The organism is Micromonospora sp. D93 (assembly GCF_018070365.1).
GTDB classification, from domain to species: domain Bacteria; phylum Actinomycetota; class Actinomycetes; order Mycobacteriales; family Micromonosporaceae; genus Micromonospora; species Micromonospora ureilytica.
In genome coordinates this window covers 45,113-71,472 of sequence record NZ_JAGPXW010000020.1, presented here as the reverse complement: position 1 = coordinate 71,472, position 26,360 = coordinate 45,113, and the positions used below count along the sequence as shown (strand labels likewise).

The following is a 26,360-nucleotide window of genomic DNA, read 5'->3' as shown; positions in this document are numbered from 1 at the left end:
GCGGCTACAGCGATGGCTCTCGATGTACCGTACCGCTCCATCCCGGACATGTTCCTCAAGCGTGTGGCGGCCACCCCCGACCGAAACGCGTTCGCGTCCCCGAACTCCGACGACTCGGGGCCTGCCTGGGTGACCTGGGCGCAGGCCGGGCAGCGTGCCAAGGCGGTCGCCGCCGGCCTGCACGGCCTGGGCGTCGGCCAGGAGGATCCGGTCGCGATCCTCGCCAACACACGGCTGGAGTGGGTGATCGCCGACCTCGGCATCATGTGCGCCGGCGGCGCGACCACCACCGTCTACCCGACCACCGAACCGGCGGACGCGACGTACATCATCGCCGACTCCGGGTCGAAGGTGCTGTTCGCGGAGAACCCGGCCCAGGCGGCGAAGATCGCCGGTGCGACCCTGCCCGCGCTCACCCACGTGGTGCTCCTCGACGGCGCCGTCGACCCGACCGCCGCGATCGCCCAGTTGACGCTGGCCGATTTGGAGGAGCGCGGCACCCAGGCGCTGGCCGCGGAGCCGGATCTGATCGACATGCTCGTGGCCGGCATCGGCCCGGACCACCTGGCCACCCTGATCTACACCTCCGGCACCACCGGCCAACCCAAGGGCGTCGAGCTGCTGCACGGCGGCTGGTGCTGGGAGGCCGTGGCGCAGGCGGAGGTCGGGCTGCTGCGCGACGACGACCTGCAGTACCTGTGGCTGCCGCTGGCCCACTCGTTCGGCAAGACCCTGCTCTGCGGCGCCATCCACGTCGGCCTGCCCACCTACGTCGACGGACGGGTGGATCGGCTGGTCGACCTCCTCTCGGTCATCCGTCCGACGCTGATGTGCGGCGCCCCCCGTGTGTTCGAGAAGGTCTACAACAAGGCCGTCACCACCGCGCAGGGCGCCGGGGGCGCGAAGGCGAAGATCTTCGGGTGGGCCGTCGGCGTCGGCAAGGAGAAAGTCGCCCTGGAGCAGGCCGGCAAGCCGGTGCCGGCCGGGCTGAAGCTGCGCTACGGGGTGGCCGAGAAGCTGGTGTTCAGCAAGCTCCAGGCCCGCCTGGGCGGCCGGATGCGGGTGCTGGTGTCCGGCGCCGCACCGCTCAGCCCGGAGATCGCCACCTTCTTCGCCGCCGCGAACCTGCCGATCTCCGAGGGCTACGGCCTGACCGAGACCAGCGCCGGCAACTTCGTCAACCCGCCGGCCGGGCTGCGGATCGGCACCGTGGGCCTGGCCATGGGCGACCTGGAGTGCAAGATCGACACCGACGGCGAGATCCTGCTGCGTGGTCGGCCGGTGATGCGCGGCTACCACAACCTGCCGCAGGAGACCGCCGCCGCGTTCACCGAGGACGGCTTCTTCCGTACCGGTGACATCGGCACCCTCGACGAGCAGGGCTACCTACGCATCACCGACCGCAAGAAGGACCTGGTCAAGACCTCGGGCGGCAAGTACATCGCGCCGTCGCACATCGAGGGGATGTTCAAGGCCATCTGCCCGTACACCTCCCAGGCGGTCGTCGTCGGTCAGGCCCGCAACTTCTGCACGATGCTTGTCACCCTGGACCCGGACGCGATCCGGGGCTGGGTCGCCGGCGGCCCCCTCGAAGGGCGCGGCTACACCGAGATCGTCGCCTCGGCCGAGGCCCAGACGATGGTCGAGGAGTACGTCGCCCAGCTCAACGCCAAGCTCAACCGCTGGGAGACGATCAAGAAGGTGGCCATCCTGCCGCGTGACCTGACGATCGAGGACGGCGAGATCACCCCGTCGTTGAAGATCAAGCGGCGTGGCGTGGAGAACAACTTCGCCACCGAGATCGACAAGATGTACGCCGGCACCCTCGCCGAGCTCTGACGCGGCGCCGGTGGCCCCGTACCCGCTGGGGTACGGGGCCACCGGCGTTCGTGGCACCGGCGCTCAGGCGATGACGGCCGGCTCGCGCCACCGCTGGCGGCCGGCCCGGTCCAGGTCGTAGCGGATCGCCGCGATCCGCCCGACGGCCTCCACGAGATCCGCCGCGGGCAGGGTGAACGGCAGCCGCAGGAAGCGCTCCAGGGTGCCGTCCAGACCGAACCGGGGGCCGGGCGCCAGCCGTACGCCGACCTCCTCCGCGGCCCGGGCCAGCGCGCTCGAGATCGGGCCGTCCAACTCGGCCCAGAGCGTCACGCCACCCCGTGGCACGGTGACCCGCCACTCCGGCAGTCGGTCCGCCAGCGCGCCGAGCAGGGCGTCCCGCTGGACGGCCAACTGAACGCGGCGGTCGGCGACGATGGCCTCGGCGTCGGCGAGCAAATGCACCGCGACCAGTTGGTCCAGCACCGGGCTGGCCATGTCGACCCCGACCCGCACGGCGGCCAGCCGCTGCACCTGCGGCGCGGACGCGCGCACCCAGCCGATCCGCAGGCCACCCCAGTAGGGCTTGCTCATTCCGCCGATGCTGATCACCCGGCTGTGCCGGTCGTAGGTGGCGACCGGGGGTGGCGGCTCGGTGCCGTCCATCGACAGGTCCACGAAGGACTCGTCGATGATCAGGTCGGTGCCGACCGCGTGCGCGGTGGCCACCACGCGCTCGCGCAGCGAGGCGGGCATCAGGTGCCCGGTCGGGTTCTGGAACTCCGGGATCAGGTAGGCCAGCTTGGGCCGGGTCTGCCGGAGGCTGCCCAGCAGCAGGTCGGGTTCCCAACCGCCGGCGTCGGCGGCCAGGCCGTGGGTGGTGATCCGGGCGCGTCGGCCGGCCAGCGCGGCGAGCGCGTTGGGATAGGTCGGGGACTCGACCAGGACGCTGCCGCCGGGGACGAGAGCGAGTCGCAACACCAGGTCCAGCGCGTGCTGGGTGCCGCTGGTGACCATGATCTGGTCGGCCGAGGTGGGCAGACCCCGGGCGGTGTACGCGTCGGCCACGGCCTCGCGCAGCTCGATGATGCCGGTCGGGTGGTAGCCGGCCCCGGTCAGGTAGCGGGGCAGGTCCTCGGTGGCGGCCCGGGCGGCCGACAGCAGTTGCGGCGGGGCAGCCAGTGCCGCGACGCCGAGGTCGAGCATCTCCCGGTCGTCCAGCGGGGTCCACAGGCCGGTGCTGGCCACCCGGTGGTTGCCGGGCAGCATGGTCCAGCTGCCGGCACCCCGTCGGCTGGCCAGGTGCCCGGTCTCGCGCAGCTGCCGGTAGGCGGCGGTGACAGTGGTCCGGCTGATCCGGAGCGCTTCGGCCAACTCCCGTTCGGCCGGGAGGCGGACGCCCAGCGGTAGCCGGCCGTCGGCGAGCAGCCCGCGCACCGATCCGGCCAGAGCGGCGTAGTCCGGGCTGCGGCGGCGGCCCGGTAGGGAATGCCACTGCCCGAGCAGACGGGCCAATTGGACTCCGCGCACCTGCCCGGTCATAGCCACTCCTCGGATATTGGCTTCTTCCTCGATGAGGATTGGCACCTAGGGTGGCATGCATGGCACTGCTTGGCAATCTGCGGCACCGGCCGGTTCGACGGTTGGTCCAGCTCTACCTCGGTCTCGCGCTCTACGGCGTCAGCATGGCCCTGATGATCCGCTCTGACCTGGGCCTCGACCCGTGGGACGTGTTCCACCAGGGGCTCTCCAAGCTGACCGGGCTCTCCTTCGGCACGGTCACCATCGGCGTCGGCGCTCTGGTCCTGCTGCTCTGGATCCCGCTGCGGCAGCGGCCCGGCCTCGGCACGGTCAGCAACGTCGTGGTGATCGGCCTGGTGGTGGATGCCACAGTGGCCCTGCTGCCCGCAGGTGGCCCGCTCGGCGTCCGGATCGCCATGCTGATCAGCGGGATCGTCGCCAACGGCGCCGCCACGGCCCTCTATCTCGGTGCCCGGTTGGGGCCCGGCCCCCGCGACGGCCTGATGACCGGGTACGTGGCCCGTCGACCCGGCCGGTCGGTCCGACTGGTGCGCACCGTCATCGAGGTCACAGTGCTGGCGCTGGGCTGGCTGCTCGGCGGCACGGTCGGCCTGGGCACCGTCGCGTACGCGCTGGCCATCGGCCCGTTGGCCCAGTTCTTCATCCCGCTGTTCGCCGTGCCGGAGGAAACCGAGCCCGACAGCGCCGCGCTCCCGCCCGCCAGTGCCGCGCCGGCCGCCCCCGCCGGCTGAACCCTCACCGACCGTCCGCGAACCGGTACGTCGTGGTGGTGCTGGGTACCGGTTGGAGGGTGGGTGTTCCCTTCCGCGACGCGCGCCGTCATCATCTCTGCATGGGGGAGAACGGTTGGCGCTGGACGGACGCCTGGATCTTCGTGTCGCTCGTCATCGCGAGCGGGGCCGGACGGCACCGCCGTTCGGCGACAAGCCGACGGCCGGAGGGCGTCCGCCTGACCGACGTGCTCTCCACCGCCGACCACCTCAACCACGCGATCCCGCAGCGACACGAGGTGGAGGCCGCGGTCCAGCGGCTGGTCGGCGCCGGGCTGATCAGCGTCGCCGACGGCTGGTTCCGGATCACCGCCGAGGGTGAGCAGCTGTGGCGTACCCGCCCGCGCGCAGGTGTGGCGACCATGGTGGACACCGTGCAGGGTGTGTTGACCCGCCGGCACGCGCCCGGCAGCGCCGACTGGATCCTGGACGAGGCCGACCACGCGGCCGCCGTCCAGGAGTACGCGGTCCGTTCGATCCCCACCCCACGTCGGTCACCGGAGGGGCACTCCGGCGAGCGCTGATCGGCTCAGCGCACCGGATGGCCGCCGAGGCGCAGCGCGTCCTTGACCTGGGCGACGGTCAGCTCGCCGAAGTGGAAGACGCTGGCGGCGAGCACCGCGTCCGCGCCGGCGCCGATCGCGGGCGGAAAGTGGGCCACCTCGCCGGCGCCCCCACTGGCCACCACCGGTACGTCCACGACCGCTCGCACCGCGGCGATCAACTCCAGGTCGAAGCCGGCCTTGGTGCCGTCGGCGTCCATCGAGTTGAGCAGGATCTCCCCCGCGCCCAACTCGGCGCCCCGGTGTGCCCACCACACGGCGTCGATGCCGGTGCCGCGCCGACCGCCGTGCGTGGTGACCTCGAAGCCACTGGGCGTGCCGCCGTTCGACGACCGACGCACGTCGAGGGAGAGCACGAGCACCTGCCGGCCGAACCGGTCGGCGATCTCGGCGATCAGCTCCGGACGGGCGATGGCGGCGGTGTTGACGCCGACCTTGTCCGCCCCGGCGCGCAGCAGCGTGTCGACGTCGGCGACCTGCCGGACCCCGCCGCCGACGGTCAGCGGGATGAACACCGACTCGGCGGTGCGGCGCACCACGTCGAGCATGGTGCCCCGGTCGCTGGAGGACGCGGTGACGTCGAGGAAGGTCAACTCGTCCGCGCCGGCCCGGTCGTACGCGGCGGCCAGCTCCACCGGGTCGCCGGCGTCACGTAGGTCGAGGAAGTTGACCCCCTTGACCACCCGCCCGGCGTCCACGTCCAGACAGGGGATCACCCGTACCGCCACCGTCATGCCGCGAGCCTATCCTCCGCACCCGCGACGGCGGCCGACCCGATCGGGTCGGCCGCCGCGCACGAGGTCTACGTCACACCTTGACGAGCATCTTGCCGAGGTTGTCGCCGCGCAGCAGGCCGAGGAACGCGGCCGGGGCGTTCTCGACGCCGTCCACGATTGTCTCGTCGTAGGACAGCGTGCCGTCGCGCAGCCAGCCCGCGACGTCGCGCACGAACGCCGCCCGCACGTCGTTGTGATCGTTGACCAGGAAGCCGCGCAGGGTGAGCCGCTTGCCGATGACCAGCGCCAGGTTGCGCGGCGCTGCCGATGGTTCGGTGGCGTTGTACTGGGCGATCATGCCGCAGATGGCGACCCGGCCGTGCAGGTTCATGGCCGAGATCGCCGCCTCCAGGTGGTCGCCGCCGACGTTGTCGAAGTAGACGTCGACGCCGTCCGGGGCGGCCGCCCGCAGCGACTCGCGGACCCCGTCGTGGTAGTCGAAGGCGGCGTCGAAGCCCAGCGCCCGCAGCCGTTCGACCTTGGCCGGCGAGCCGGCGCTGCCGACCACCCGGCCGGCGCCCTTGAGTTTGGCGATCTGGCCGACCAGGCTGCCCACCGCGCCGGCCGCGGCGGAGACGAAGACCGTCTCGCCGGGCTTCATCGCGGCCACCTCCAGCAGCCCGGCGTACGCGGTCAACCCGGTCATGCCGAGCACGCTCAGGTATGCGCTGACCGGGGCGATGCTCGGGTCGACCGGGCGGGCGGCGGTGGCGTCGAGCAGCGCGTACTCCCGCCAGCCCAGCCCGTGCAGGACGGTGGCCCCGACGGCGATGTCCGCCGCCTCGCTGGCCACCACCTCGCCGATCGCGGCGCCGTCGAGCGACGCGTCGAGCGCGAACGGCGCCACGTACGACTTGACGTCGTTCATCCGTCCGCGCATGTACGGGTCGACGGACAGGTACTGGTTGCGGACCACGATCTGGCCCGGCCCGGGCGTCGGAACGTCGGTTTCGACGAGCCGGAAGTCGTCCTCGGTGGGCCAGCCGACGGGGCGGCTGGCCAGGTGGATCTCGCGGTTGCTGGTCACGGGGTGGTCGTCCTCTCGTCCGGGGTGGGGGCCTGGGGAGGCGACGTCAGGCGGGCAGGGTCTCGCGGACGGTCAGCGTGACGTCGACGTTGCCACGGGTGGCGTTGGAGTACGGGCAGACCTGGTGGGCCTGCTCGACCAGCTGCTCGGCGACCTCGCGGGGCACGGCGGGCAGGTCGACGACGAGCTGCGCGGTGAGCCCGAAGCCGCCGCTGCCGTTCGGGCCGATGCCCACCTCGGCGTTGACCACGGAACCTGTCACGTCGGCCTTGGCCCGGCGGGCCACCACCCGCAGGGCGCTGTGGAAGCAGGCCGCGTAGCCGGCGGCGAAGAGCTGCTCCGGGTTGGCCGCGCTGCCGGCGCCGCCCATCTCCTTCGGCACGGCCAGGTCGAGCGCGAGCGTGCCGTCGGAGGTCTCGACGTGACCGTCCCGGCCGTCGCCGGTGGCGGTCGCTGACGCGGTGTAGAGAACCTGCATGATGGTCACTGCTCCTTCTGTCGGTGGATGGTGTCGGTGACCCGGGTGAGGGTGTCGCGCAGCGCGACGAGCTCACCGAGGCCCAGCCCGGTGGCCTGCGCGATCCGCAGTGGGACGTCGCAGAGCTGCTCGCGGAGCGCCCGACCCTGCTCGGTGAGGCCCACCTCGACCCGCCGCTCGTCGCGGACGGACCGCCGCCGCACCACCAGACCCGCCCCCTCCAGCCGCTTGAGCAGCGGGGAGAGCGTGCCGGAGTCCAGCCGCAGCTCGGCGCCCAGCTCGGACACCGTGGGGGCGTCGTCGGGGCGTTCCCAGAGCACGAGCAGCACCAGGTACTGCGGGTAGGTCAACCCGACCTCGTCGAGGATCGGCCGGTAGACGTCGGTAAGTGCGCGCGACGCGGCGTAGAGCGCGAAGCACACCTGCCGGCGCAGCACCAGGTCATCGGTCACCGCTGAACCGTAGCCCACAATTAAGTTGTGCACAACTTATCGAGCCGCAGGCCGACCGGCAGGCCGTCCGCCGGCGTACCTCAGCGATCGCCGAGGTACGCCTCCAACTCCACCTCGACCAGGTGCTCCGGGTCCAGCAGACCGGCCACCACCACCAGGGTCGCCGCCGGCCGGACCGCACCGAAGACCACGTTGTGCGCCCGGCCCACCTCGTCGGCGTGCAGCCGGTCCGTCACGTACATCCTGGTCCGGACCACGTCACCCGGCTCCGCGCCCACCTCGGCGAGCGCCGCCAGCCCGATCCGCAGAGCCTGCGCGGTCTGCGCCGCCGCGTCACCGACGTGCACCACCCGGCCGTCGACCGTCGCCGTGCAACCGGCCGTCCAGGCCCGCTCACCGGCCCGGACCACCCGGGAGTACCCGTAACGCTGCTCCCACGGGCCACCCGACCCCAGCCGGGTCGTCGTCACGCCTCGGCCAGCGTCCGCAACGCCTCGGCCACCGTGAAAGCACCCGCGTAGAGCGCCTTGCCGGCGATGACACCCTCCACACCGGCCGACTCCAGGGTCGCCAACGCCCGCAGGTCGTCCAGGGTGGACACCCCACCCGAGGCGATCACCGGCCGGTCGGTACGGGCGCACACCTCCCGCAACAGATCCAGGTTCGGCCCGCGCATCGTGCCGTCCTTGGTGATGTCGGTGACCACGTACCGGCTCGCGCCCGCCTTGTCCAGCCGCTCCAACACCTCGTACAGGTCACCGCCGTCCCGGGTCCAACCCCGCGCCGACAGCGTGTGACCCCGCACGTCCAGCCCGATGGCCACCCGGTCGCCGTACTCCGCGACCACCCGGTCACACCAGACCGGGTCCTCCAGGGCGGCGGTCCCGATGTTCACCCGGGCCGCCCCGGTGCCCAGCGCCGCGCGCAGCGACTCGTCATCACGGATGCCCCCGGAGAGCTCCACCTTCACGTCCAACTGACGCACCACCTCGGCGAGCAGGTGCGCGTTGGTGCCCCTACCGAACGCCGCGTCCAGGTCGACCAGGTGGATCCACTCGGCGCCGTCCTGCTGCCAGGCCAGCGCCGCGTCCAACGGGTCACCGTAGATGCTCTCGCTTCCGACGGCGCCCTGCACGAGCCGGACGGCCCGGCCGTCAGCGACATCCACGGCGGGTAACAGGGTGAGGCTCAAGGTCTTCTCCTCGATCAGGTACGACGGTCCAGGGCGATCACGACGATCGCCGGCAGTACGAGCAGCAAGAGCACGATCAGCGCGATACGCAACGCCAGGTTGTCGACGAACGTCCAGATCAGGATCAACGCCGCGCCGGTGAGCAGCACGATCGCGGCCCGCTCACCCCGAGTGTGCCGGGCCAGCCGCCCGGAGCGACCCCGCCGCAGCCGCGGCGTCAACCCGCGGACCACCGCACGACGACGCTGCCGGCGAGCGACCTGGCGCTGCCGGACCGCACGCTCCCGGGCCTGCTCCGCCTCCCGCACCGCCCGTCGGCGGGCGCGCTCCCGGCTCACCGCGACGCCCGCCGATCGGACGCCGCGCGACGACGCTCAGCCACCGCTGGGCAACGTGGCGAGCCAGTTGCGCAGCAGCGCGGCACCGGTGTCGGCGGACTTCTCCGGATGGAACTGGGCCGCCGACAACGAGCCACGCTCCACCGCCGCGACGAAGTCCGTGTCGTGGTGGGCGGTGGTCACCGTGGCACCGGCAGCGGCAAGCGCCGCCGGGTCACCCATGGCGTACGAGTGGACGAAATAGAACCGACTCTGCTGCGTCAACCCGGCGAACAGCACCGACTCCCGGGGCGCCCGGACCGTGTTCCAACCCATGTGCGGCAACCGGGCCGCGGCCAGCCGGGTCACCCCGCCGGGCAGCAACCCCAGCCCCTTGGTCACCACGCCGTGCTCGTCGCCGTGCTCGAAGAGCACCTGCATGCCCACACAGATGCCGAGCACCGGCCGGCCGGCAGCCACCCGTTCGGCGATCACCGGGCCGGCGCCCAGCGCCTCGATCCCCGCCATGCACGCCGCGTACGCCCCCACACCCGGCACCACCAGCCCATCGGCGGCAGCCGCCGCGGCCAGGTCGTCGGTCACCCGGACGTCCGCCCCGGCGGCGGCCAGCGCCCGCTCCGCCGACCGCAGGTTGCCCGAGCCGTAGTCGAGCACCACCACGTCACTCACGTCGTCACCCCGATCACCCGTTCTCCGGCAGCAGCCGCAGAACCCCGGCGACCGTGGCGAGCACCGCGAGCGCCGCGGTGACCAGGACGGCGGCCTTCGGCGCACCCTGCCGGTAGAGCGACCAGGTGCCACCCACCAGCACCCCGGCCAGGATCAGCAACAACGTCGGCAACGCGCCACCCATTAGAGAGCGCCCTTCGTGCTCGGGATCGCCCCGGCCGAACGCGGATCGATCGAGGTGGCCTCGCGCAACGCGCGGGAGACCGCCTTGAACTGCGCCTCCACCACGTGGTGCGCGTCCGGGTGACCGCCCGGCCGAGCCGCCCGCAGCACGTCGACGTGCAGCGTGACCCGGGCCGCCTGGCCGAAGGACTCCCAGATGTGCCGGGTCATGCTTGTCGCGTACACCGGCCCGATGTAGGGGGCGAGCACCGGCTCGTCGTGCACCACGTACGGCCGACCGGAGAGGTCCACCGCCGCCCGGACCAGCACCTCGTCCATCGGCACGGTCGCCGAGCCGTACCGCCGGATGCCGGCCTTGTCGCCAAGCGCCTGGTCGAACGCCGCGCCCAGGGCGAGCGCGGTGTCCTCGATCGTGTGGTGCGCGTCGATCTCCAGGTCACCCACGGTGCGCACGGTCAGGTCGAAGCCGCCGTGCCGGGCGATCTGGTGCAGCATGTGGTCGTAGAAGCCGACGCCGGTGCTGATCTCGGCGGCGCCGGTGCCGTCGAGATCGATCTCGACGAGGACCTTGGTCTCCTTGGTGATCCGCTCCACCCGGGCGGTCCGACTCATTGCGAGGTCTCCATTGCAGAAAGGAAGGCGTCGGTCTCGGCGGCGGTGCCAGCTGTCACCCGCAGCCAGCCGGGCAGGCCGACGTCACGGACCAGCACCCCCTGCGCCAGCAGGGCGTTCCAGACGACGGTCTGGTCGCCGCCCACCTCGAAGAGCACGAAGTTGGCGTCGCTGTCGGCGACCCGCAACCCCCGCTCGCGCAGCGTCGCCACGATCCGGTCCCGCTGCGCCATGATCGCGCTCACCGTACCGAGAAGGGCATCGCGGTGGGCCACCGCCGCGCGTGCGGCGGCCTGGGTGAGCGCGGAGAGATGGTACGGCAAACGGACCAGCTGCACCGCCCGCACCACCGCCGGGTCGGCGGCCAGGTAACCCAGCCGGCCGCCGGCGAAGCCGAACGCCTTGCTCATCGTCCGGGTGACCACCAGCCGTGGGTGGCCGGGCAACACCGCGAGGGCGCTGACCGTCCCGGGCCGGGCGAACTCGGCGTACGCCTCGTCGACGACCACCATGCCGGGCGCGACGTCGAGCACCGCGGCGATCACCGCCGGGTCCAGTGCCGTGCCGGTGGGGTTGTTCGGCGAGCAGAGGAAGACCACGTCCGGCTGGTGCTCGCGGACCTGGGCGACAGCCTCCTCGGCGGTCAGCCCGAAGTCCACGCCGCGCTCGGCGGGCACCCACCGGGTGCTGGTGCCGAGGGCCAGCAGCGGGTGCATCGAGTACGCCGGAACGAAACCGAGCGCGCTGCGCCCCGGCCCGCCGAACGCCTGCAGCAGTTGCTGCTGGATCTCGTTGGAGCCGTTGGCCGCCCACACGTGCTCGACGGTGAGCCCGTGCCCGAGATAGTCGGCCAGGTCGGCGCGGAGCGCCGCCGCGTCCCGGTCCGGGTAGCGGTTCAACTCGCGCAGCTCGGCCGCGAGCGCCTTGCCGATCGCCTCGACCACCGGCTCCGGCACCGGGTGGGAGTTCTCGTTGGTGTTGAGCCGCACCGGCACGTCCAGTTGCGGCGCACCGTACGGCGACAGCCCCCGCAGGTCGGCACGGATCGGCAGATCATCCAGGCTGGTCACGCCGGGCCTCCTCCGGGGAAACGGGCCTGGACCGCCTGGCCGTGCGCGGGCAGGTCCTCCACGTTGGCCAGGGTGACCACGTGCGGGGCCACGTCGCGCAGCGCCGCCTCGGTGTATTCGATCAGGTGCACGCCGCGCAGGAAGGACTGCACGGACAGGCCGGAGGAGTGCCGGGAACAGCCGCCGGTGGGCAGCACGTGGTTGGACCCGGCGCAGTAGTCGCCGAGCGACACCGGCGACCAGGCACCCACGAAGATCGCCCCGGCGTTGCGGACCCGCAGCGCCCACTCCCGGGCGTCGACCGTCTGGATCTCCAGGTGCTCGGCCGCGTACGCGTCGACCACCCGCAGCCCCGCCTCAAGGTCGTCGACAAGCACCACGCCGCTCTGCTCACCGGTCAGCGCCGTGGTGACCCGCTCGGTGTGCTTGGTCGCCGGCACCTGCCGGGCCAACTCCGCCTCGACCGCCTCGACCAACGCCACCGACGGGGTGACCAGCACGCTCGCGGCGAGCGGGTCGTGCTCGGCCTGACTGATCAGGTCGGCGGCCACGTGCGCCGGGTCCGCGGTGTCGTCGGCCAGGATGGCGATCTCGGTCGGCCCGGCCTCGGCGTCGATGCCGACCACGCCCCGCAGCAGCCGCTTGGCGGCGGTCACCCAGATGTTGCCGGGGCCGGTGATCAGGTCGACGGGGTCGCACCGCAGCTCACCCGCCGGGTCCACCGCCGCGCCGTACGCCAGCATCGCCACCGCCTGGGCCCCGCCCACGGCGTACACCTCGTCCACACCGAGCAGCGCGCACGCGGCGAGCACCCGGGGGTCGGGCAGGCCGTCGTTGTCCTTCTGCGGGGGGCTGACCACCACCAGCGAGCGCACCCCGGCCGCCTGGGCGGGCACCACGTTCATCACCACTGTCGACGGGTACATCGCCAGGCCACCGGGCACGTAGAGGCCGACACGGTCGACCGGCAGCCACCGCTCGGTGACCGTGCCGCCGGGCACCACCTGGGTGGTGTGGTCGGTGCGCCGCTGGTCGGCGTGCACCCGACGGGCCCGGGCGATGGACTCCAGCAGCGCGGCACGCACCGCCGGGTCGAGCACCCCCTCCGCCTCGGTGATCGCCTCGACCGGCACCCGCAGCACCTCCGGGGAGACGCCGTCGAACCGTTCGCTTGCCTCCCGGATCGCCGGGTACCCATGCTCGCGGACCGCCTCCACCAGGGGCCGGATCCGCTCGACGGCGACGGACACGTCGAGCTGGGCACGGGGCAGCAGGCGGCGAGGGTCACCGAGACCGTCGCGCAGGTCGATCCGATTCAGCACCCTTGCGAGTCTAGGCGGCCGGCCCGACGGCCACCCGAGCCGCCCGCCCGCCGGGACGGTGAGCCGGGCCACGCCCCCGGGGGCGAGATTGGTTAGGCTCGACCATGTGACCGCACGGCTGCCGGTGTTCCCGCTCGCAACGGTGCTCTTCCCCGGGTTGGTGCTGCCGCTGCACATCTTCGAGGAGCGCTACCGGGCGCTGGTCCGACACCTTGTCGACCTGCCCGAGGGTGCCCCGCGTGAGTTCGGCGTGGTGGCCATCCAGGCCGGCTGGGAGGTCGCGCCCGCCGGTCCCGGCGGCCGGGCGACGCCGAGCGCCGGCGAGGTCACCCTGCACGAGGTGGGCTGCACCGCCGAGCTGCGCCAGGTGACGGAGCTGGCCGATGGTGGTTTCGACATCGTCACTGTCGGCCGCCGTCGTTTCCGGATCGCCGAGGTCGACGACAGCGCCGAGCCCTACCTGACCGCCGACGTCGAGTGGCTGCCCGACCCGGGCGGCCCGGACGAGGTGGCCGATCTGCTGGCCGCCCGGGTGATCGCGGTGTTCCGGCAGTACCTCGGCCTGATCCGTTCCGACCCGGAGGAGATCTCCGAGCAGCTGCCGGAGGACCCGACGGTGCTCTCGCACCTGGTTGCGGCCACCGCGGCGCTCACCGTCGACGACCGGCAACGGCTGCTGGCGATCGACGACACCGCCTCCCGGCTCCGCGCAGAGCTGCGGTTGCTCAACCGCGAGGCGGCTCTGCTGCGTCAGGTGCGGGCGGTTCCGGTGCCGCTGTCGGAGCTGGCGTCCCCGCCGACACCCAACTGAACTCCCCCGGCTCGGGCTCCGGGCGTAGCCCCGGCCACCGCGACCAGCCGGCCAGCAGGGTGTACATGACCGCGGCCCCGAACGCCGGCAGCAGCAGGTTGCCGTGCGGCACCGGCAGCACGCCGAGCAGCCAGTCCACCCCACCGGCGCGCAGGTCGGCGGGTTTGCTGAAGGCCTGCCCGGCCGGGGCGGTGGCCAGCAACCGGTCGAAGGTGGCCAGGCCGATCCGCCGCCCCACCTGCCAGGCCACCGGCGCGGCGGCCAGCGTGCCGAGCACCGCGGCGAGCAGCCCGACCGGGCCGCGCCGCCGACGCAGGACGAACCACAGGGCGAGCGCCACGATCAGCCCGAAGGCCAGCCCGAGCAGGCTGAACCAGCCGTCGGCGGCGATCGGCTGCTCCGGCTGCGGCTCGGCGTAGATGGCCCCCTCGGCGGTCTTGAGCACCGGAGTGTCCGGCGCGAGCGCGGCCCAGAGCAGCCCGAGCGGGACACCCAGCGCGGCCAACGCGAGCACGGCGCCCAGCACCGTCGCCACGGCACGCAGCGGACGGCGCGGCTCGTCGAACCGAAGCTCCAGCGAGCTCTGGTACGCCGCCGAGGCCGGCAACCGACCCGGGCCGAACCCGCCCGACGCCGCCTCGGCCGACGGGTCGGCCTCCAGCGGTTTCGCGTCCGGCGTGCGGGGTGGCGTGGGTTGGTCGGGCTCGTCGACGGGCCGCTCAGGGCCGGGGTTGTCCGGGCTCACCCGATGATCCTCTCAGGCCCGGTGCGAGCCTGGGGCTCCGGTGGCGGCAGACCAGCTCACCGGGCGAACGGCTCCACCATCATCGCCGCGGCCCGCAGCCACGCCTGCCGGGTCTCCGGCTGGAGTTGGTGGTACTCGATCGACGACCCGGTCTCCAGAGCCGGGTCGTACGGCACGACTGCCACACCACGGGTACGGGTGGCGAAGTGCCGCTCCAGGTCGTCCTGGAGCGTCGAGCGACCCGGGGTCGGGCAGGAGATGAGGGTGATCGCGTTGTCCGCCAACTCCCCCATGCCCTCCTCGTGCAGCAGGTCGAGCATCCAGTCCGCGCTGAACGCCGCGTCCTCCCGGGGCACGGTGGTCACCACCAACTGGTCGGCGGCCTGCATCACCGTGCGCCAGTTGGGGCTCTCCACGTTGTTGCCGGTGTCCACACAGACCACGTCGTGGGTGCGCCGCAGCAACTCCAGCACACGTCGGACGGTGAACTGGTCCAGTCGCTGGGCGAACCGCGGGCTCTCCTCGCCGGCCAGCACGTCGTACGAGCCGTCGGAGGCGTGCCGCAGGTAGTCGTCCAGCCGGTCCAGCAGGGTCGCGCCCTCCAGGATCTCGATCTGGGCCAGGTCGCTGATCAGGTGCCGGATCGTCCGGGCGTGCCGGGCGCTGCCGGCGCGCAGGCCGAGGGTGCCGCGCAGCTCGTTGTCGTCCCAGGCCAGCACGCCCTTGCCGCGGACGCTGCCGACCGTCGCCGCGGCGAGCACGGTGGCGGTCGTCTTGTGCACCCCGCCCTTGGGGTTGGCGAAGGCGAACACCCGGGGCGTGCCCAGGTCCCGTTGGAGCACCCCGTTGGCGCGCTCCTGCTCCTGGTCGACGGCCGGTGGGCGCCACTCGATCCGGGTCGGGTAGGCACGCTCGGCGACCGCCGAACCGACCGTCGGGGCGGGTGGCGGCGGAACCGGCGGGGCGACCGGTGGCGCGGGTGGCGGGGCGACCGGCGGGATAGCCGGCGGCGGTGCGACCGGCGGGGGCGGTGACGCGACCGCGGGGTAGCCGCTCTCCGGCTGGTAGCCGGTCTCCAGCAGGGCGTACCGCGACTCCACCGGTGGGTCGCCGGGTCGGTAGCCGTTGTCCAGCAAGGCGTAGCGCGACGGGACCGGGTCGGGGCCGCGGGGCGGCGGCTCGGGCTCGGCCCGGTACGTCGGCTCGGCCCGGTAGTCCGGCTCGGCCCGGTAGCCGGGCGTGGCGCGGTAGTCCGGCTCGGCGCGGTAGCCGGGCTCGCCCCGGTATTCCGGCTCGGCCCGGTAGCCGGGCTCGGCGCGGTAGTCCGGCTGCTCGGTCCGGTACGCCGGCTCCGATCGATAGTCCGGCTCGGCCCGGTAACTCGGCTCGGTCCGGTACGCCGGCTCGGCCCGATAGTCCGGCTCGGCCCGATAGTCCGGCTCGGCCCGATAGTCCGGCTCGGCCCGGTACGCGGGCTCAGCCCGGTACGCGGGGTCGACGCGGTAGGTCGCCTCGGCCCGGTAACCGGGCTCCGCGCCGTACGACAGGTCGGCCGGATGCCCGATGGCGGGCGCCCGCCCGGCGTAGCCGTTGGGGGCCGCACGCCGTGGCAGAGGGTCCGGCGGCGGCTCGTCGCCGTGCCGCTCCGGCTCGGTCTGCTCCGCGCCGCGACCGCCCAGCCGGGCACGGTCCAACAACGCGCGCCACCGCGGCGCTGGTTCGGCCGGCCGGCCCCAGCCGGTCTCACTGCCCTCCACGGCCCGCCCTCCCAGCGCCATCGATCTCCGTCTGACAGGCTACGAACCCAACCCTATTCGGACCACACCTCAGAGCGCACACCAGCCGGCGCAGATCACGACGGCGACGCTGACGGCGACGGCTCGGCGACGGTGGCGTTCGGCGAGGTGGTGACGCTCGGCGGCGCCGACTCGGTGGGCACCGGCTTCGACGGTTCGGGTGACGGAATCGTCACGACTGGTGCGGGTTCCGACGATTCGCCCACGGAAGCGGAGGGCGCCGGTGCGCTGATCACCGGCGCCGGCCGCTCGGACTCGGCAGGTGCGGCGCTCGGCCCGGTGTCGGCCGGCGGGCGCACCACGTCGCGCTGTTCGGGCAGGGGTGGCGTGAAGACCGTGCGGTCCAGCCGGTACACCTCGGGGGCGGGGTCGACCGCCCGCACATCCGGCCGGGCCGCGACGCCGCGCAGTGCCACCGGGGTCGCGCGTACCACCGCCGCGTAGACGCAGGCGCAGCCGGTGCGGTACGCGGCGGCCTCGGCGGCGGCCACCTCGGCGCCGCTGGCGTACTGCTCCCGCAGCTCCTGCTCGCCCGCCCCGTCGCCGTCAACCGCGGCGGCCCTGGCCCGGTAGTCGGCGGCCTCGGTCTCCTTGCGGGCCGCCACCTGTTCCATCCCGGCGACCACGTCGTCGGGCACCCGCAGCGCGGGGATCTTGACGATCTCGGTCTGTCGGCCGGGCAGCGGAACCCGCCCGAAGACGGTCGAGACCCCGACGTCGCCGAGCACCGTCGCCAGCCGCTGCGGCGGCAGGTACGCCTCAAGCGTGACCAGCGCGTACGTCCCGCCCTCGGCGGCCGTGGCGGACGCGGGCAGCGCGGCCAGGTCGGCCGCGGCCGACCGCAGGTAGCCGGGGACGGAGTCGCCGTCGGCAACGCCGACCCGGGTCACCTCGCCGACCGTCCGGTCGCCGACCGGAGTGTCGTCGACGGCCCAGACCGCGGTGCCCAGCACCGCCGCCGCGGAGAGCACGGCCGCCCAGCTGAGCACGCCGGACCGCGCCGACCGGTCACCCAGCCGGGTCACCGCCCGGGTCAGCGGCGGCAGCAGCCGCTGGTCCAGCTGCCGCAGCAGGTTGCCGGCGCGCACGGGCGGGATCCCCTCTGTGGAACGGTGTCGGGTGGTCGCCGCTCAGTCACGCAGGATCTGGAGCGCACGGTCCAGATCGTCAGGGTAGTCGCTGACGAACCGGACCTCGTCCCCCGTTCGGGGGTGCAAGAAGCTCAGTTCGCGGGCGTGCAGCCACTGTCGGGCCAGGCCGAGACGGGCCGAGAGGGTGGGATCGGCGCCGTAGGTGAGGTCACCCACACAGGGGTGCCGCAGGGTGGAGAAGTGCACCCGGATCTGGTGGGTCCGGCCGGTCTCCAGCCGGACGTCGACCAGGCTCGCCGCCGGGAACGCCTCAAGGGTGTCGTAGTGGGTGATGCTCGGCTTGCCGCCGGAGACGACCGCCCACCGGTAGTCGTGGGTGGGGTGCCTGTCGATCGGCGCGTCGACGGTGCCGCGCAGCGGGTCCAGGTGACCCTGCACCACCGCGTGGTAGCCCTTGTCGACCTCGCGGTACTTGAAGGCCCGCTTCAACGCCGTGTACGCCTGCTCGCTCTTGGCCACCACCATGATCCCGGTGGTGCCCACGTCGAGCCGGTGCACCACGCCCTGCCGCTCGGCGGCGCCGCTCGTGGAGATGCGGTGCCCGATCGCGGCGAGCGCGCCGATCACCGTCGGCCCGGTCCACCCGGGGCTGGGGTGCGCGGCCACCCCCACCGGCTTGTCGACCACGACGATGTCGTCGTCGGCGTAGACCACCCGCAGGCCGGGCACCGCCTGCGGCACCACTGTCGGCGGTGCGACCGGGGCGGGCAGCGTGACGTCCAGCCAGGAGCCGGCCTTGACCTTGTGCGAGTTGGGTCGGGCGGAGCCGTCGACAAGCGCGTCTCCGGCGTCGACAAGGGCTGCGGCGGCGGTGCGGGAGAGCCCGAACAGGCGGGAGACCGCCTGGTCGAGGCGCATGCCGTCGAGGCCGTCCGGAACCGGAAGGGAACGCTGGTCGCCGCCAGCGGCGAACGCGGAGGTCATGCCCGCTCCCTCTGCTCGGCGCCCGGCTTGGCGTCCGTCGTGGCCGGGTCGCCGTCGCGCCCCGCCCGCCGGCCGTCACGCTGGCGGCCGGTCAGCTCCAACAGGACGGCCAGCAGCACGCCGCAGACCAGTGAACTGTCGGCCAGGTTGAACACCGGCCACACCTGGCCGTACGGGTCGAAGAGGCTGATCATGTCGACCACGTGCCCGTGGAAGGGGGACGGCGCCCGGAAGATCCGGTCGACGAGGTTGCCCAACGCGCCGCCGAGCACCAGGCCGAGGGAGACCGCCCAGGGCAGCGAACGCAGCCGCAGTGCCATCCAGACGATCCAGCCGACCACCCCGATGGTGATCAGCGGGAAGACCCAGGTGTGGTCCGCGCCGATGCTCCAGGCCGCGCCGCTGTTGCGGGTCAGGCTCAGGTAGACGAACCCGCCGAGCAGCCGGACCGGCTCCCGGTCGGACAGCGCGGCCAGCGCGAGGTGCTTGGTGACCAGGTCGGCCAGCAGGGCCACCAGGGCGACTCCGGCGAGAATCGCGACGGCCCGGGGCCGGCGTGTGCCGCCACCCGGGTCGGTGCGGCCGGGTTCGGCGGACGGTACTGCGGTCATGCGCTCCCCATCGACAGTCTTGGCGGTGATCGCTCACCGTCTCATCGCCGCCGGGGAACGGACCTCAGCGCCGCTCCTCCAGCTGCTTGCACGTCACACACTGGGTGGCCGACGGGAAGGCGGCGAGGCGCTCGACCGGGATCGGGTTGCCGCACCGCTCGCACCAGCCGTAACCACCCTCGTCGAGGCGCTCCAGAGCGCGCTCCACCTGCGTGATCCGTTCCAGAATGCTGTTGGCGAGAGAGATCTCCTGCTCCCGCTCGAGCGTCTTGGTGCCCGTGTCGGCCTGGTCGTCCCCGGCCGAGTCGGTCAGCCGATCGCGCTGCAGCTCGGTGATCTCACTCAGCGTCTGATCGTACTCGGCACGAAGCTCGTCCCGACGCGCCGCCAGCGCCGCCCGGATCTTCTCGGTCTCCGCCGTGCTGCGGGTGGCCTTGGCCACCGGCTTGCGCCCGGCGGTCCTGGTGTCGGATGGCTTCGCCATGGGTCGCTCCCTCGGCCGGGGAACCGCGCGGTCCGCGGCGCCTGGGTCAGGGGGCGCCAACCAGGCGTCCCCTATGTACGAAAAGGGGCGCGCGGCGACGATGGCCGCGCACTCCGGAGGTTGGCAAGAATACGGAACGTACAGGCGTCCGACAACGTGCCGCACCGTCGCACCGTCTAACAGCCCCTAGCCCTGCCTAACTGGGGCAAAGGGAACGCTAGCAGATCAATCGACCGCCTCATCCCCGTACTCACCAAACCATCGGGCCAGACGACCCCGCCGACTGACCGCCCGCAACCGCCGTTCCGCAGCGTCCCGTACCCCGGCGGTCGCCACGATCAGCAGACTGTCGCCGGTCTTCAACCGGGTGTCCGGTGCGGGCACGAAGCCCACGCCGTCGCGCAGCACCAGGGTCACCGACGCGCCCAACGGGAGCCGTAGCTCGTCCACGTGCACACCCGCCAGTCGCGAACCCGGCGGCACCTCCACCTGGAGCAGATCCGCCCGCATCCGCTCCAGCGGCGCGGTCTCCACGTGGATCTCGGCGGCCTCGGCCGGCGCGGTCACCCGCAACCGGCGGGCGAACGGCCCCAGCGTCCCGGTCTGCACCAACGTGAAGATCACCACCAGCACGAAGACCACGTCGAAGAGCCGCTCCGCGCCGGGCACCCGCTCGGAGAGCGGAATGGTGGCCAGCACGATCGGCACCGCCCCGCGCAACCCGGCCCAGGACAGGAACGCCTGTTCTCGAAGGCCGACCCGGAACGGCAACGCCGTGACGGCCACCGACAGCGGCCGGGCCAGCAGCACCAGAGCCAGCCCGGCGACCACCGCGGGCAGCACCGCCGCGTCCAGCCGGCCCGGCGAGACCAACAACCCGAGCAGGACGAACAACCCGATCTGGGCGAGCCAGGCCAGCCCGTCCGCGAAGCCGAGAATCGCCTGCCGGTGCGACAGCCGGGCATTGCCCAGCAGCACCCCGGCCACGTAGACGGCGAGGAACCCCGAAGCGTGCAGAACCGCCCCGGCGGCGTACGCCAGCACTGTGATGCCCACCGCCGCGATCGGGTAGAGCCCGGCCGAGGGCAACGCCGCCCGGCGCAGCGCCCAGGTGCCGGCAACGCCCGCGGCCACGCCCACCGCCGCACCGACGCCCAGTTCGTAGAAGACCAGTGCGACCTCGTACCACCATGGGTGCGCAAAGCCCTGGTGCGACAGCAGCACCACCAGCAGCACCACCGGGGCGTCGTTCATCCCCGACTCGGCCTCCAGTGTCGCCACCAGCCGGGGCGGCAACCGCAGCCGGCGCAGGGTGGCGAAGACGGCCGCCGCGTCAGTGGACGAGAGCACCGCGCCGTAGAGCAGCGCCAACCGCCAGTCCAGCCCCAGCAGCAGGTGCACGGCGACGCCGACCACCACGATGCTGACGATCACGCCGACCGTGGAGAGCGCGGAGGCCAACCCGAGCACCGGGCGCAGCGTGCTCCACCGGGCGGTGAGGCCGCCCTCCGCGATGATCACGATCAACGCGCAGAAGCCGAGGGTCCGGGTCAGCTCGACATCGTCGAAACGGATGCCCAACCCGCCCTCGCCGATCGCCACGCCCAACGCCAGGTAGACCAGGAGGCTGGGCACGCCGAGCCGGGTGGAGAGCCGCACCGCGCCGACGGCGACCAGCAGCACGGCCGCACCGAGCAGCAGCGCGATGTCCAACCCGGGCGTCACGGCTGCCTTGCCTGGGCTGTCCTCACTCGGCGGATCCGTCGCGCAGGCGGCGCAGCACCCCGGGCATCTCCGGGCTGGGCCGATCGACGAGGAAGAGCTTGTCCCGGCTGGCCGCGCCGGTACGCAGTGACACCGCGGCCGGTCGGACGCCCAACGCGCCGGCCAGCGCCCGGCGGGCCGCCTCGGTGGCGCGACCGTCGACGGCCGGCTCGTGGACCGCGATCACGAGGGCGGGCCCGTGCGGGCCGTCGAAGCGGCCACCAACCCGGCCCCGGGAGGCGCCGGGCTTCACCCGTACCGCCACGGTGAGCGTGTCCTGTGCGGGCACCGGCGCCGCTTCAGATCGGCCGGGCGTCGGCGAGGAGAGCGGTCGCCGGCGCGCAGTGCGCGCACGGAGTGAAGCCGAGCTCCACGGCCTCGGCGACCGGCAGCGTCTCGGGCTGCCAGCCAACCAGGTGGGGACAGCTCTCGAGGTGGTAGCGGGGGCGGCCGTCGACGACCTCGACGGCGTCGAGCAGTCGCGCCACCCGGGCCGCCTCGGCGGCCGTGATCTGCTGGACGGCCGGCTCGTCGACCGCCGAGACCGCAGGGTCGAACACGTCGTCGGTCGACGCCGCGACCGGCGACGCTGGGCTGACCGGCCTGGCCCGCGAGGGCGCCTCGTCCGCCGCAGTCGCGAACGCCGTCCCCTGGTCGTACGGCGACGCCTCGTCGACGCGCGGCGACGCGTCATCGTCGCGCGAGTCGACAGGCGGCGCATGGTCGTCCGGCGGCACGGGTGGTTGCCGCCACCCGGTGCCGCCGGTACCAAACGTCGTGGGCACGTGCTGGACCGGCACCTCCGGCTCGACCAGTGGCGGCCCGTACGCGGCACCCGGCGTGGCCTGGCTGGCCGTGCGGGGTGCGTCGGGGTGTCGCCGGTCGGGCCGGCCGGGATCCGCCATGGCGCGGTTGGCGGCTGCCTGGCGGGCGCCCACCACCAACGCCACGGCGGCCAGCAGACTGGCCGCGATGGAGATGACCAACAAGAAGCTGGAGCCACCGGCCAGGCCGAGCACCAGCAGCACCACCGCGACGAGGATGAGCAGGAGACTTGCCACTATCACGGCTCACCCCCGCCGCGTCGAACCGTCCAGGCAGGGCCGGCGACCGTCACCATTGGCGGACAGCGATCGCCGGCCGGTGCTCAGCGTCCGGCTTCGAGGGCGCCGGAGCGCCCGCCGCCGCCGTATGAACCAGCGAGGCCCGCTGCGGCCAGCCCGTTGCCGCCAGCGACCCGGCCGGCTTCGGAGCGGGTCATCTCGGCCTCGAGGCCCTGGCCACGACCGTCGAGGTCACGCAGCTGGCTCTCCAGGTACGCCTTGAGCCGGGTGCGGTACTCGCGCTCGAACTGCTTGAGCTCCTCGATGTGCTTCTGCAGCGCCGTGCGCTTGGCGTCCAGGCCGCCCATGGCCTCCTGGTGCCGCTGGCGGGCGTCCCGCTCGAGGGCGTCAGCCTTCGCGCGCGCCTCCCGGGTCACCTCCTCGGCCTTGCTGCGAGCCTCGGACAGCAGCTGGTCGGCCTCGCGGCGAGCGTCGGACACGTGGTCGTCGGCGGTGCGCTGGGCCATCATCAGCACGCGCAGGGCCTGCTGCTCACCGTCACCGGTGACGCCGCCGGCCGGGCCGCCGGTCGCGCGGACCTGCTCCAGCTCGGCCTGCATCGCGCGGGCAGCCTGCTCGGCCGCCGACTTGTCGCGCTGCACGCGGTCCAGTTGGGCCTTGACGTCGTTGAGCTCCGCCGCCATACGGGCGTCGCCGCCGGGGCCCGCAGGGGCACCGCCGCGGCCGCCGCGCTCCACCTGGGCGCGCAGCTCGTTGTTTTCCTCGATGAGACGGGCGAGCTCGCGCTCGACCTCATCCAGGAAGGCGTCGACCTCCTCCTCGTCATACCCCCGCTTGCCGATCGGCGGCTTTTTGAAGGCGACGTTGTGGACGTCGGCCGGGGTCAGCGGCATCGAAACTCCTCGGGTCAGTTGCGGCCGCGAAAGCGCGTCGGTCATCAGGCAGATGCCCTGATCGACGGCCCTAACACGAACTCCATCAGCACGAACAGGATAACCAGGAGCACAAGGGAGGCCAGGTCGATGCTCACGGTACCAATTCGCAGCGGAGGGATCACACGCCTCAACGCGTTGAGAGGGGGATCAGTGACGCTCCACACGGATTCCAATCCTGCCGATGCTCCACGCCCCGGTTGCCAGCGACGGCCGTACTGCAGAACGGCGCTCAACACGAACCGGGACAGAAGAAGGAGCAGGAAGACATAAAGGATCAGGTACAGCACTTGCAGTAAGATCGACAACACGGTCAGCGACGTCCCTCGGGTCGGGCGGGGTCAACTCAGACTGAAAAAGCCGCCCTCAGCGATCTTGGCTTTGTCCTCAGCGGTGACCTGGACGTTAGCCGGTGAGAGCAGGAACACCCGATTGGTCACGCGCTCGATCGTACCGCGCAGGCCGAACGCCAGTCCGGCGGCGAAGTCCACCAGACGGCGGGCATCGGCCTCATCCATCTCGGTGAGATTGATGATCACCGGGACCCCGTCGCGGAAGTGCTCACCGATGGTGCGCGCCTCCCGGTAGGTGGTGGGGTGCAGCGTGGTGATCTGGTAACGCTGCTCCTCCTCGGGCAGTGCCCGCTCACGCGACGTGACCTGCGGCGCGAGGGCCAGGTTGTCCCGCGTGTGGTAGGTCAGCGCGCCGGAGGTCTCACCCGCCGAGGACCTGGTGATCGACCGTACGCTGGACCGCTCGGCCCGCTCCGGACGCTCACCGTCACCGCGCTCGGACTCGCTCAACCGCCCGCTCGGCCGCTCGGAGAGTCGACCCCGCCCGCTGTCGCGCGGCCGGGGAGCCGGTGGCTCCTCGGTGTCGTCCTCGTCGTCGTCGGCGAACTCCTCGGCGTACCGGCTCTGCCGGTAACGCGAGTCGCGGTAGCCACCCTTTTCGTAGCCACCGTCGTCGTAGGCCCGCTCGTCGTCTTCTTCGACCAGACCGAGCCAGACCCCCGCCTTGCGCAGTGCACCCATCCCGCGCCCTTCCGTCCGCCGTGCGGCACGCGCCCCCGTGCCATGTCGCCCGTCGCGAGTGGACAACCATGCCCATCGGACCGGAACGGCAATCCCCTCGGCGCGCGATTCGCGTCGCGCGCCACGACCCCCGACTAGGAGACGCCCGCCCCTGAAACAACACTGATGTAATTTGCATGTCTCGCGGTCAGGCTACCGCAGCGTGGGACGCATTCCGAGCAACGCGCTACCGACGCGGACATGTGTCGCGCCGTAACGGATCGCGATTTCGAAATCTCCGCTCATACCGGCGGAGAGCGCGGTGGCTCCCGGATGGACTGCCCGAAACGCGTCGGCAACCTCCGCGAGCCGGGCGAACGCCCGCTCCGGCTCCCACCCCAGCGGAGCGACCGCCATCAGACCCACCAGACGCAGCCCTGACGCGTCGGCGACAGCCTCGGCCACCGGCTCCAACCCCGCGCCCGGATCCGCCGAGTCGGGCAGTGCTCCGCCCCGGGCCGCGTCGCCGTCGATGCTCACCTGGATCAGGGCGTCGAGCGGCGCCTGCCGGTCGGCGGTCGCGGTGGCCAACGCCCGGGCCAGCCGGACACTGTCGACGGAGTGCACCACGTCGGCGTAACGGACCACCGAGCGTGCCTTGTTGCGCTGCAACTGGCCGATGAAGTGCCAGCGGGGACGCACCCCGGCAGCGGCCACCTCGGCGGCCTTGCCGGCTGCCTCCTGGTCGCGGTTCTCCCCCATGTCGGTCACCCCGAGCCCGGCCAGCGCCAGCACGTCGCTGGCCGGGTAGGTCTTCGTCACCGCGATCATCGTGACGTCGGCGCGGTCCCGGCCGGCCTGCGCGCAGGCATCATCGACCCGGGACCGAACCTGTGCCAGACCGGCCGCGAGTTCGGCGTGCCGATCCGGTCGTACCGTCGCTGAGCTGTCGGTCATCGGCGGTGCTCAGGACCCGTTCTTGAGAAAGTCGGGAACGTCCACGTCGTCGAAGAGCACGCGACGCGGTGACTGCGCCGGAGTGGGGTTGGTGGCCGGCGCCGGCGCCGGAGTGCTCTGCGGTGCCGGCTGGTTGGTGTTGGACTTGCGGGTCGGCTCGGCCGCCTTGTACGCGGGCGTGCCGCCGTCGAAGCCGGCCGCGATGACCGTCACCCGCACCTCGTCACCGAGCGCGTCGTCGATGACCGCGCCGAAGATGATGTTGGCGTCCGGGTGGGCCGCGTCGGTGACCAGCTGGGCGGCGTCGTTGATCTCGAACAGACCCAGGTCAGAGCCACCGGCGATGGAGAGCAGCACACCCCGCGCGCCGTCCATGCTCTGCTCCAGCAGTGGGCTGGAGATGGCCGCCTCGGCCGCCTCGACCGCGCGGTTCTCGCCGCGGGCGCTGCCGATGCCCATCAACGCGCTGCCGGCGCCGCTCATCACGCTCTTGACGTCGGCGAAGTCCAGGTTGATCAGACCCGGGGTGGTGATCAGGTCGGTGATGCCCTGCACACCCGAGAGCAGCACCTGGTCGGCCGTGCGGAACGCGTCCATCATGCTGATGTTGCGGTCACCCAGGGCCAGCAGCCGGTCGTTCGGGATGACGATGAGCGTGTCGCACTGGTTGCGGAGCTCGTCGATCCCCGTCTCGGCCTGCACCTGACGGCGCTTGCCCTCGAAGGAGAACGGCCGGGTCACCACACCGATGGTCAGTGCGCCGAGCTTGCGGGCGATGTTGGCCACCACGGGCGCGCCACCGGTGCCGGTGCCGCCGCCCTCACCACAGGTCACGAAGACCATGTCGGCGCCCTTGAGCACCTCTTCGATCTCGTCGCGGTGGTCCTCGGCGGCGTTCTTCCCGACGTCCGGGTTGGCCCCGGCCCCCAGGCCACGGGTCAGCTCCCGGCCGACGTCGAGCTTGACGTCGGCGTCGCTCATCAGCAGCGCCTGGGCATCGGTGTTGATCGCGATGAACTCGACGCCCTTGAGCCCAACCTCGATCATCCGGTTGACGGCGTTGACGCCGCCACCCCCGATGCCGACGACCTTGATGACCGCCAGGTAGTTGTGCGGAGGTGTCATCTCCGGTCCTTTCCTTCGAGATTGGCTTCGGCCGACCGGGTACGGCGTGGCCAGACCAGCGGCCGACGACAGCTGTCACCAACGAGGATCAGGGGTGAACCCTAACCCTCTACTAGAGGCTTACAGTTATGTCAACCACTGAAGCTCTTCGGGGCAACGTAAGCGCCACCG

31 protein-coding genes are annotated in these 26,360 nt (G+C 72.6%); 4 read left to right on the top strand and 27 right to left on the bottom strand.

Annotated features, from left to right (window positions below):
* The first annotated feature begins 12 nt into the window (after positions 1 to 12).
* Positions 13 to 1,839 carry a long-chain fatty acid--CoA ligase gene (locus KBX71_RS21730; RefSeq protein WP_210819793.1) on the top strand — a complete coding sequence of 609 codons (1,827 nt, stop codon included), beginning with the start codon at positions 13 to 15 and terminating at the stop codon, positions 1,837 to 1,839.
* Positions 1,840 to 1,902: 63 nt separating this feature from the next.
* Here KBX71_RS21730 and KBX71_RS21725 read toward each other — a convergent pair whose 3' ends face one another.
* Positions 1,903 to 3,360, bottom strand: a complete 1,458-nt coding sequence (locus tag KBX71_RS21725; RefSeq protein ID WP_210819792.1) for a PLP-dependent aminotransferase family protein — start codon at positions 3,358 to 3,360, stop codon at positions 1,903 to 1,905.
* Between the two features lie 59 nt (positions 3,361 to 3,419).
* Between KBX71_RS21725 and KBX71_RS21720 the strand changes: the two genes are divergently transcribed.
* Positions 3,420 to 4,091: a YitT family protein gene (locus tag KBX71_RS21720; RefSeq protein ID WP_210819791.1), complete on the top strand. Its 672-nt coding sequence runs from the start codon at positions 3,420 to 3,422 to the stop codon at positions 4,089 to 4,091.
* Positions 4,092 to 4,192: 101 nt separating this feature from the next.
* A complete protein-coding gene (locus KBX71_RS21715) occupies positions 4,193 to 4,654 on the top strand; it encodes a hypothetical protein (protein WP_210819790.1) in 462 nt (153 codons plus the stop codon).
* Between the two features lie 5 nt (positions 4,655 to 4,659).
* Here the strand turns inward: KBX71_RS21715 and hisF are convergent, their stop codons facing one another.
* From hisF to hisD, 12 genes are all read right to left on the bottom strand, one after another.
* On the bottom strand, positions 4,660 to 5,427 hold the full coding sequence (hisF, locus tag KBX71_RS21710; RefSeq protein WP_124823221.1) for an imidazole glycerol phosphate synthase subunit HisF: 768 nt from the start codon (positions 5,425 to 5,427) through the stop codon (positions 4,660 to 4,662).
* A gap of 73 nt (positions 5,428 to 5,500) precedes the next feature.
* On the bottom strand, positions 5,501 to 6,496 hold the full coding sequence (locus KBX71_RS21705; RefSeq protein ID WP_210819789.1) for an NADP-dependent oxidoreductase: 996 nt from the start codon (positions 6,494 to 6,496) through the stop codon (positions 5,501 to 5,503).
* 46 nt (positions 6,497 to 6,542) lie between these two features.
* Complete coding sequence (locus KBX71_RS21700; RefSeq protein WP_247683874.1) at positions 6,543 to 6,974, bottom strand: organic hydroperoxide resistance protein; 432 nt, start codon at positions 6,972 to 6,974, stop codon at positions 6,543 to 6,545.
* Between the two features lie 5 nt (positions 6,975 to 6,979).
* Positions 6,980 to 7,426: a MarR family winged helix-turn-helix transcriptional regulator gene (locus tag KBX71_RS21695; RefSeq protein ID WP_124823223.1), complete on the bottom strand. Its 447-nt coding sequence runs from the start codon at positions 7,424 to 7,426 to the stop codon at positions 6,980 to 6,982.
* Between the two features lie 80 nt (positions 7,427 to 7,506).
* Positions 7,507 to 7,896 carry a RidA family protein gene (locus KBX71_RS21690; RefSeq protein WP_210819787.1) on the bottom strand — a complete coding sequence of 130 codons (390 nt, stop codon included), beginning with the start codon at positions 7,894 to 7,896 and terminating at the stop codon, positions 7,507 to 7,509.
* Entirely contained in the window at positions 7,893 to 8,618 is a 726-nt protein-coding gene (gene priA / locus KBX71_RS21685; RefSeq protein WP_091407754.1) for a bifunctional 1-(5-phosphoribosyl)-5-((5-phosphoribosylamino)methylideneamino)imidazole-4-carboxamide isomerase/phosphoribosylanthranilate isomerase PriA, read from the bottom strand. The genes KBX71_RS21690 and priA overlap by 4 nt, the downstream gene beginning before the upstream one ends.
* Positions 8,619 to 8,632: 14 nt before the next feature.
* Positions 8,633 to 8,956, bottom strand: a complete 324-nt coding sequence (locus KBX71_RS21680; protein ID WP_124823225.1) for a hypothetical protein — start codon at positions 8,954 to 8,956, stop codon at positions 8,633 to 8,635.
* A 36-nt stretch (positions 8,957 to 8,992) separates the two neighbouring features.
* Positions 8,993 to 9,625: an imidazole glycerol phosphate synthase subunit HisH gene (gene hisH / locus KBX71_RS21675; protein ID WP_124823226.1), complete on the bottom strand. Its 633-nt coding sequence runs from the start codon at positions 9,623 to 9,625 to the stop codon at positions 8,993 to 8,995.
* A gap of 13 nt (positions 9,626 to 9,638) precedes the next feature.
* Entirely contained in the window at positions 9,639 to 9,797 is a 159-nt protein-coding gene (locus tag KBX71_RS21670) for a hypothetical protein (RefSeq protein WP_167493179.1), read from the bottom strand.
* Positions 9,798 to 9,808: 11 nt separating this feature from the next.
* The gene (gene hisB, locus KBX71_RS21665) at positions 9,809 to 10,420 is read right to left on the bottom strand and encodes an imidazoleglycerol-phosphate dehydratase HisB (protein ID WP_030334475.1); all 612 of its coding nucleotides are present in this window, start codon (positions 10,418 to 10,420) and stop codon (positions 9,809 to 9,811) included.
* Complete coding sequence (locus tag KBX71_RS21660) at positions 10,417 to 11,490, bottom strand: histidinol-phosphate transaminase (protein WP_210819786.1); 1,074 nt, start codon at positions 11,488 to 11,490, stop codon at positions 10,417 to 10,419. Before KBX71_RS21660 ends, hisB begins: the two co-directional genes overlap by 4 nt.
* On the bottom strand, positions 11,487 to 12,812 hold the full coding sequence (hisD, locus tag KBX71_RS21655; protein ID WP_210819785.1) for a histidinol dehydrogenase: 1,326 nt from the start codon (positions 12,810 to 12,812) through the stop codon (positions 11,487 to 11,489). The genes KBX71_RS21660 and hisD overlap by 4 nt, the downstream gene beginning before the upstream one ends.
* A 106-nt stretch (positions 12,813 to 12,918) precedes the next feature.
* Here hisD and KBX71_RS21650 point away from each other — a divergent pair, with 106 nt between their 5' ends.
* A complete protein-coding gene (locus KBX71_RS21650; RefSeq protein WP_210819784.1) occupies positions 12,919 to 13,623 on the top strand; it encodes an LON peptidase substrate-binding domain-containing protein in 705 nt (234 codons plus the stop codon).
* Here the strand turns inward: KBX71_RS21650 and KBX71_RS21645 are convergent.
* The 14 genes from KBX71_RS21645 to ftsZ all read right to left on the bottom strand — a co-directional run bounded on the left by KBX71_RS21645 (position 13,538) and on the right by ftsZ (position 26,189).
* Complete coding sequence (locus KBX71_RS21645) at positions 13,538 to 14,368, bottom strand: DUF2567 domain-containing protein (protein ID WP_210819783.1); 831 nt, start codon at positions 14,366 to 14,368, stop codon at positions 13,538 to 13,540. The genes KBX71_RS21650 and KBX71_RS21645 overlap by 86 nt on opposite strands.
* A 56-nt stretch (positions 14,369 to 14,424) precedes the next feature.
* A complete protein-coding gene (locus KBX71_RS21640) occupies positions 14,425 to 16,146 on the bottom strand; it encodes an AAA family ATPase (RefSeq protein WP_247683873.1) in 1,722 nt (573 codons plus the stop codon).
* 74 nt (positions 16,147 to 16,220) lie between these two features.
* The gene (locus tag KBX71_RS21635; protein WP_210819782.1) at positions 16,221 to 17,252 is read right to left on the bottom strand and encodes a hypothetical protein; all 1,032 of its coding nucleotides are present in this window, start codon (positions 17,250 to 17,252) and stop codon (positions 16,221 to 16,223) included.
* A gap of 42 nt (positions 17,253 to 17,294) precedes the next feature.
* Positions 17,295 to 18,239 (bottom strand): RluA family pseudouridine synthase, encoded by a 945-nt coding sequence (locus tag KBX71_RS21630; protein WP_210819781.1) that lies wholly within the window; start codon positions 18,237 to 18,239, stop codon positions 17,295 to 17,297.
* A complete protein-coding gene (gene lspA / locus KBX71_RS21625; RefSeq protein WP_210819780.1) occupies positions 18,236 to 18,850 on the bottom strand; it encodes a signal peptidase II in 615 nt (204 codons plus the stop codon). Before lspA ends, KBX71_RS21630 begins: the two co-directional genes overlap by 4 nt.
* Before the next feature lie 64 nt (positions 18,851 to 18,914).
* A complete protein-coding gene (locus KBX71_RS21620) occupies positions 18,915 to 19,334 on the bottom strand; it encodes a TraR/DksA C4-type zinc finger protein (RefSeq protein ID WP_210819779.1) in 420 nt (139 codons plus the stop codon).
* Positions 19,335 to 19,559: 225 nt separating this feature from the next.
* The gene (locus tag KBX71_RS21615; protein ID WP_210819778.1) at positions 19,560 to 21,059 is read right to left on the bottom strand and encodes a potassium/proton antiporter; all 1,500 of its coding nucleotides are present in this window, start codon (positions 21,057 to 21,059) and stop codon (positions 19,560 to 19,562) included.
* A 22-nt stretch (positions 21,060 to 21,081) separates the two neighbouring features.
* A complete protein-coding gene (locus tag KBX71_RS21610) occupies positions 21,082 to 21,387 on the bottom strand; it encodes a DUF167 domain-containing protein (RefSeq protein WP_210819777.1) in 306 nt (101 codons plus the stop codon).
* Between the two features lie 10 nt (positions 21,388 to 21,397).
* The gene (locus tag KBX71_RS21605; protein WP_247683886.1) at positions 21,398 to 22,003 is read right to left on the bottom strand and encodes a hypothetical protein; all 606 of its coding nucleotides are present in this window, start codon (positions 22,001 to 22,003) and stop codon (positions 21,398 to 21,400) included.
* A gap of 242 nt (positions 22,004 to 22,245) precedes the next feature.
* Positions 22,246 to 23,055: a DivIVA domain-containing protein gene (locus tag KBX71_RS21600; RefSeq protein WP_210819775.1), complete on the bottom strand. Its 810-nt coding sequence runs from the start codon at positions 23,053 to 23,055 to the stop codon at positions 22,246 to 22,248.
* Between the two features lie 44 nt (positions 23,056 to 23,099).
* Entirely contained in the window at positions 23,100 to 23,405 is a 306-nt protein-coding gene (locus tag KBX71_RS21595) for a YggT family protein (RefSeq protein ID WP_030334503.1), read from the bottom strand.
* 30 nt (positions 23,406 to 23,435) lie between these two features.
* Positions 23,436 to 24,128: a cell division protein SepF gene (locus KBX71_RS21590; protein WP_210819774.1), complete on the bottom strand. Its 693-nt coding sequence runs from the start codon at positions 24,126 to 24,128 to the stop codon at positions 23,436 to 23,438.
* Positions 24,129 to 24,320: 192 nt separating this feature from the next.
* Positions 24,321 to 25,064, bottom strand: a complete 744-nt coding sequence (locus KBX71_RS21585) for a YggS family pyridoxal phosphate-dependent enzyme (RefSeq protein WP_210819773.1) — start codon at positions 25,062 to 25,064, stop codon at positions 24,321 to 24,323.
* A gap of 9 nt (positions 25,065 to 25,073) precedes the next feature.
* Positions 25,074 to 26,189 carry a cell division protein FtsZ gene (gene ftsZ, locus KBX71_RS21580; RefSeq protein WP_124820044.1) on the bottom strand — a complete coding sequence of 372 codons (1,116 nt, stop codon included), beginning with the start codon at positions 26,187 to 26,189 and terminating at the stop codon, positions 25,074 to 25,076.
* Positions 26,190 to 26,360: the final 171 nt, after the last annotated feature.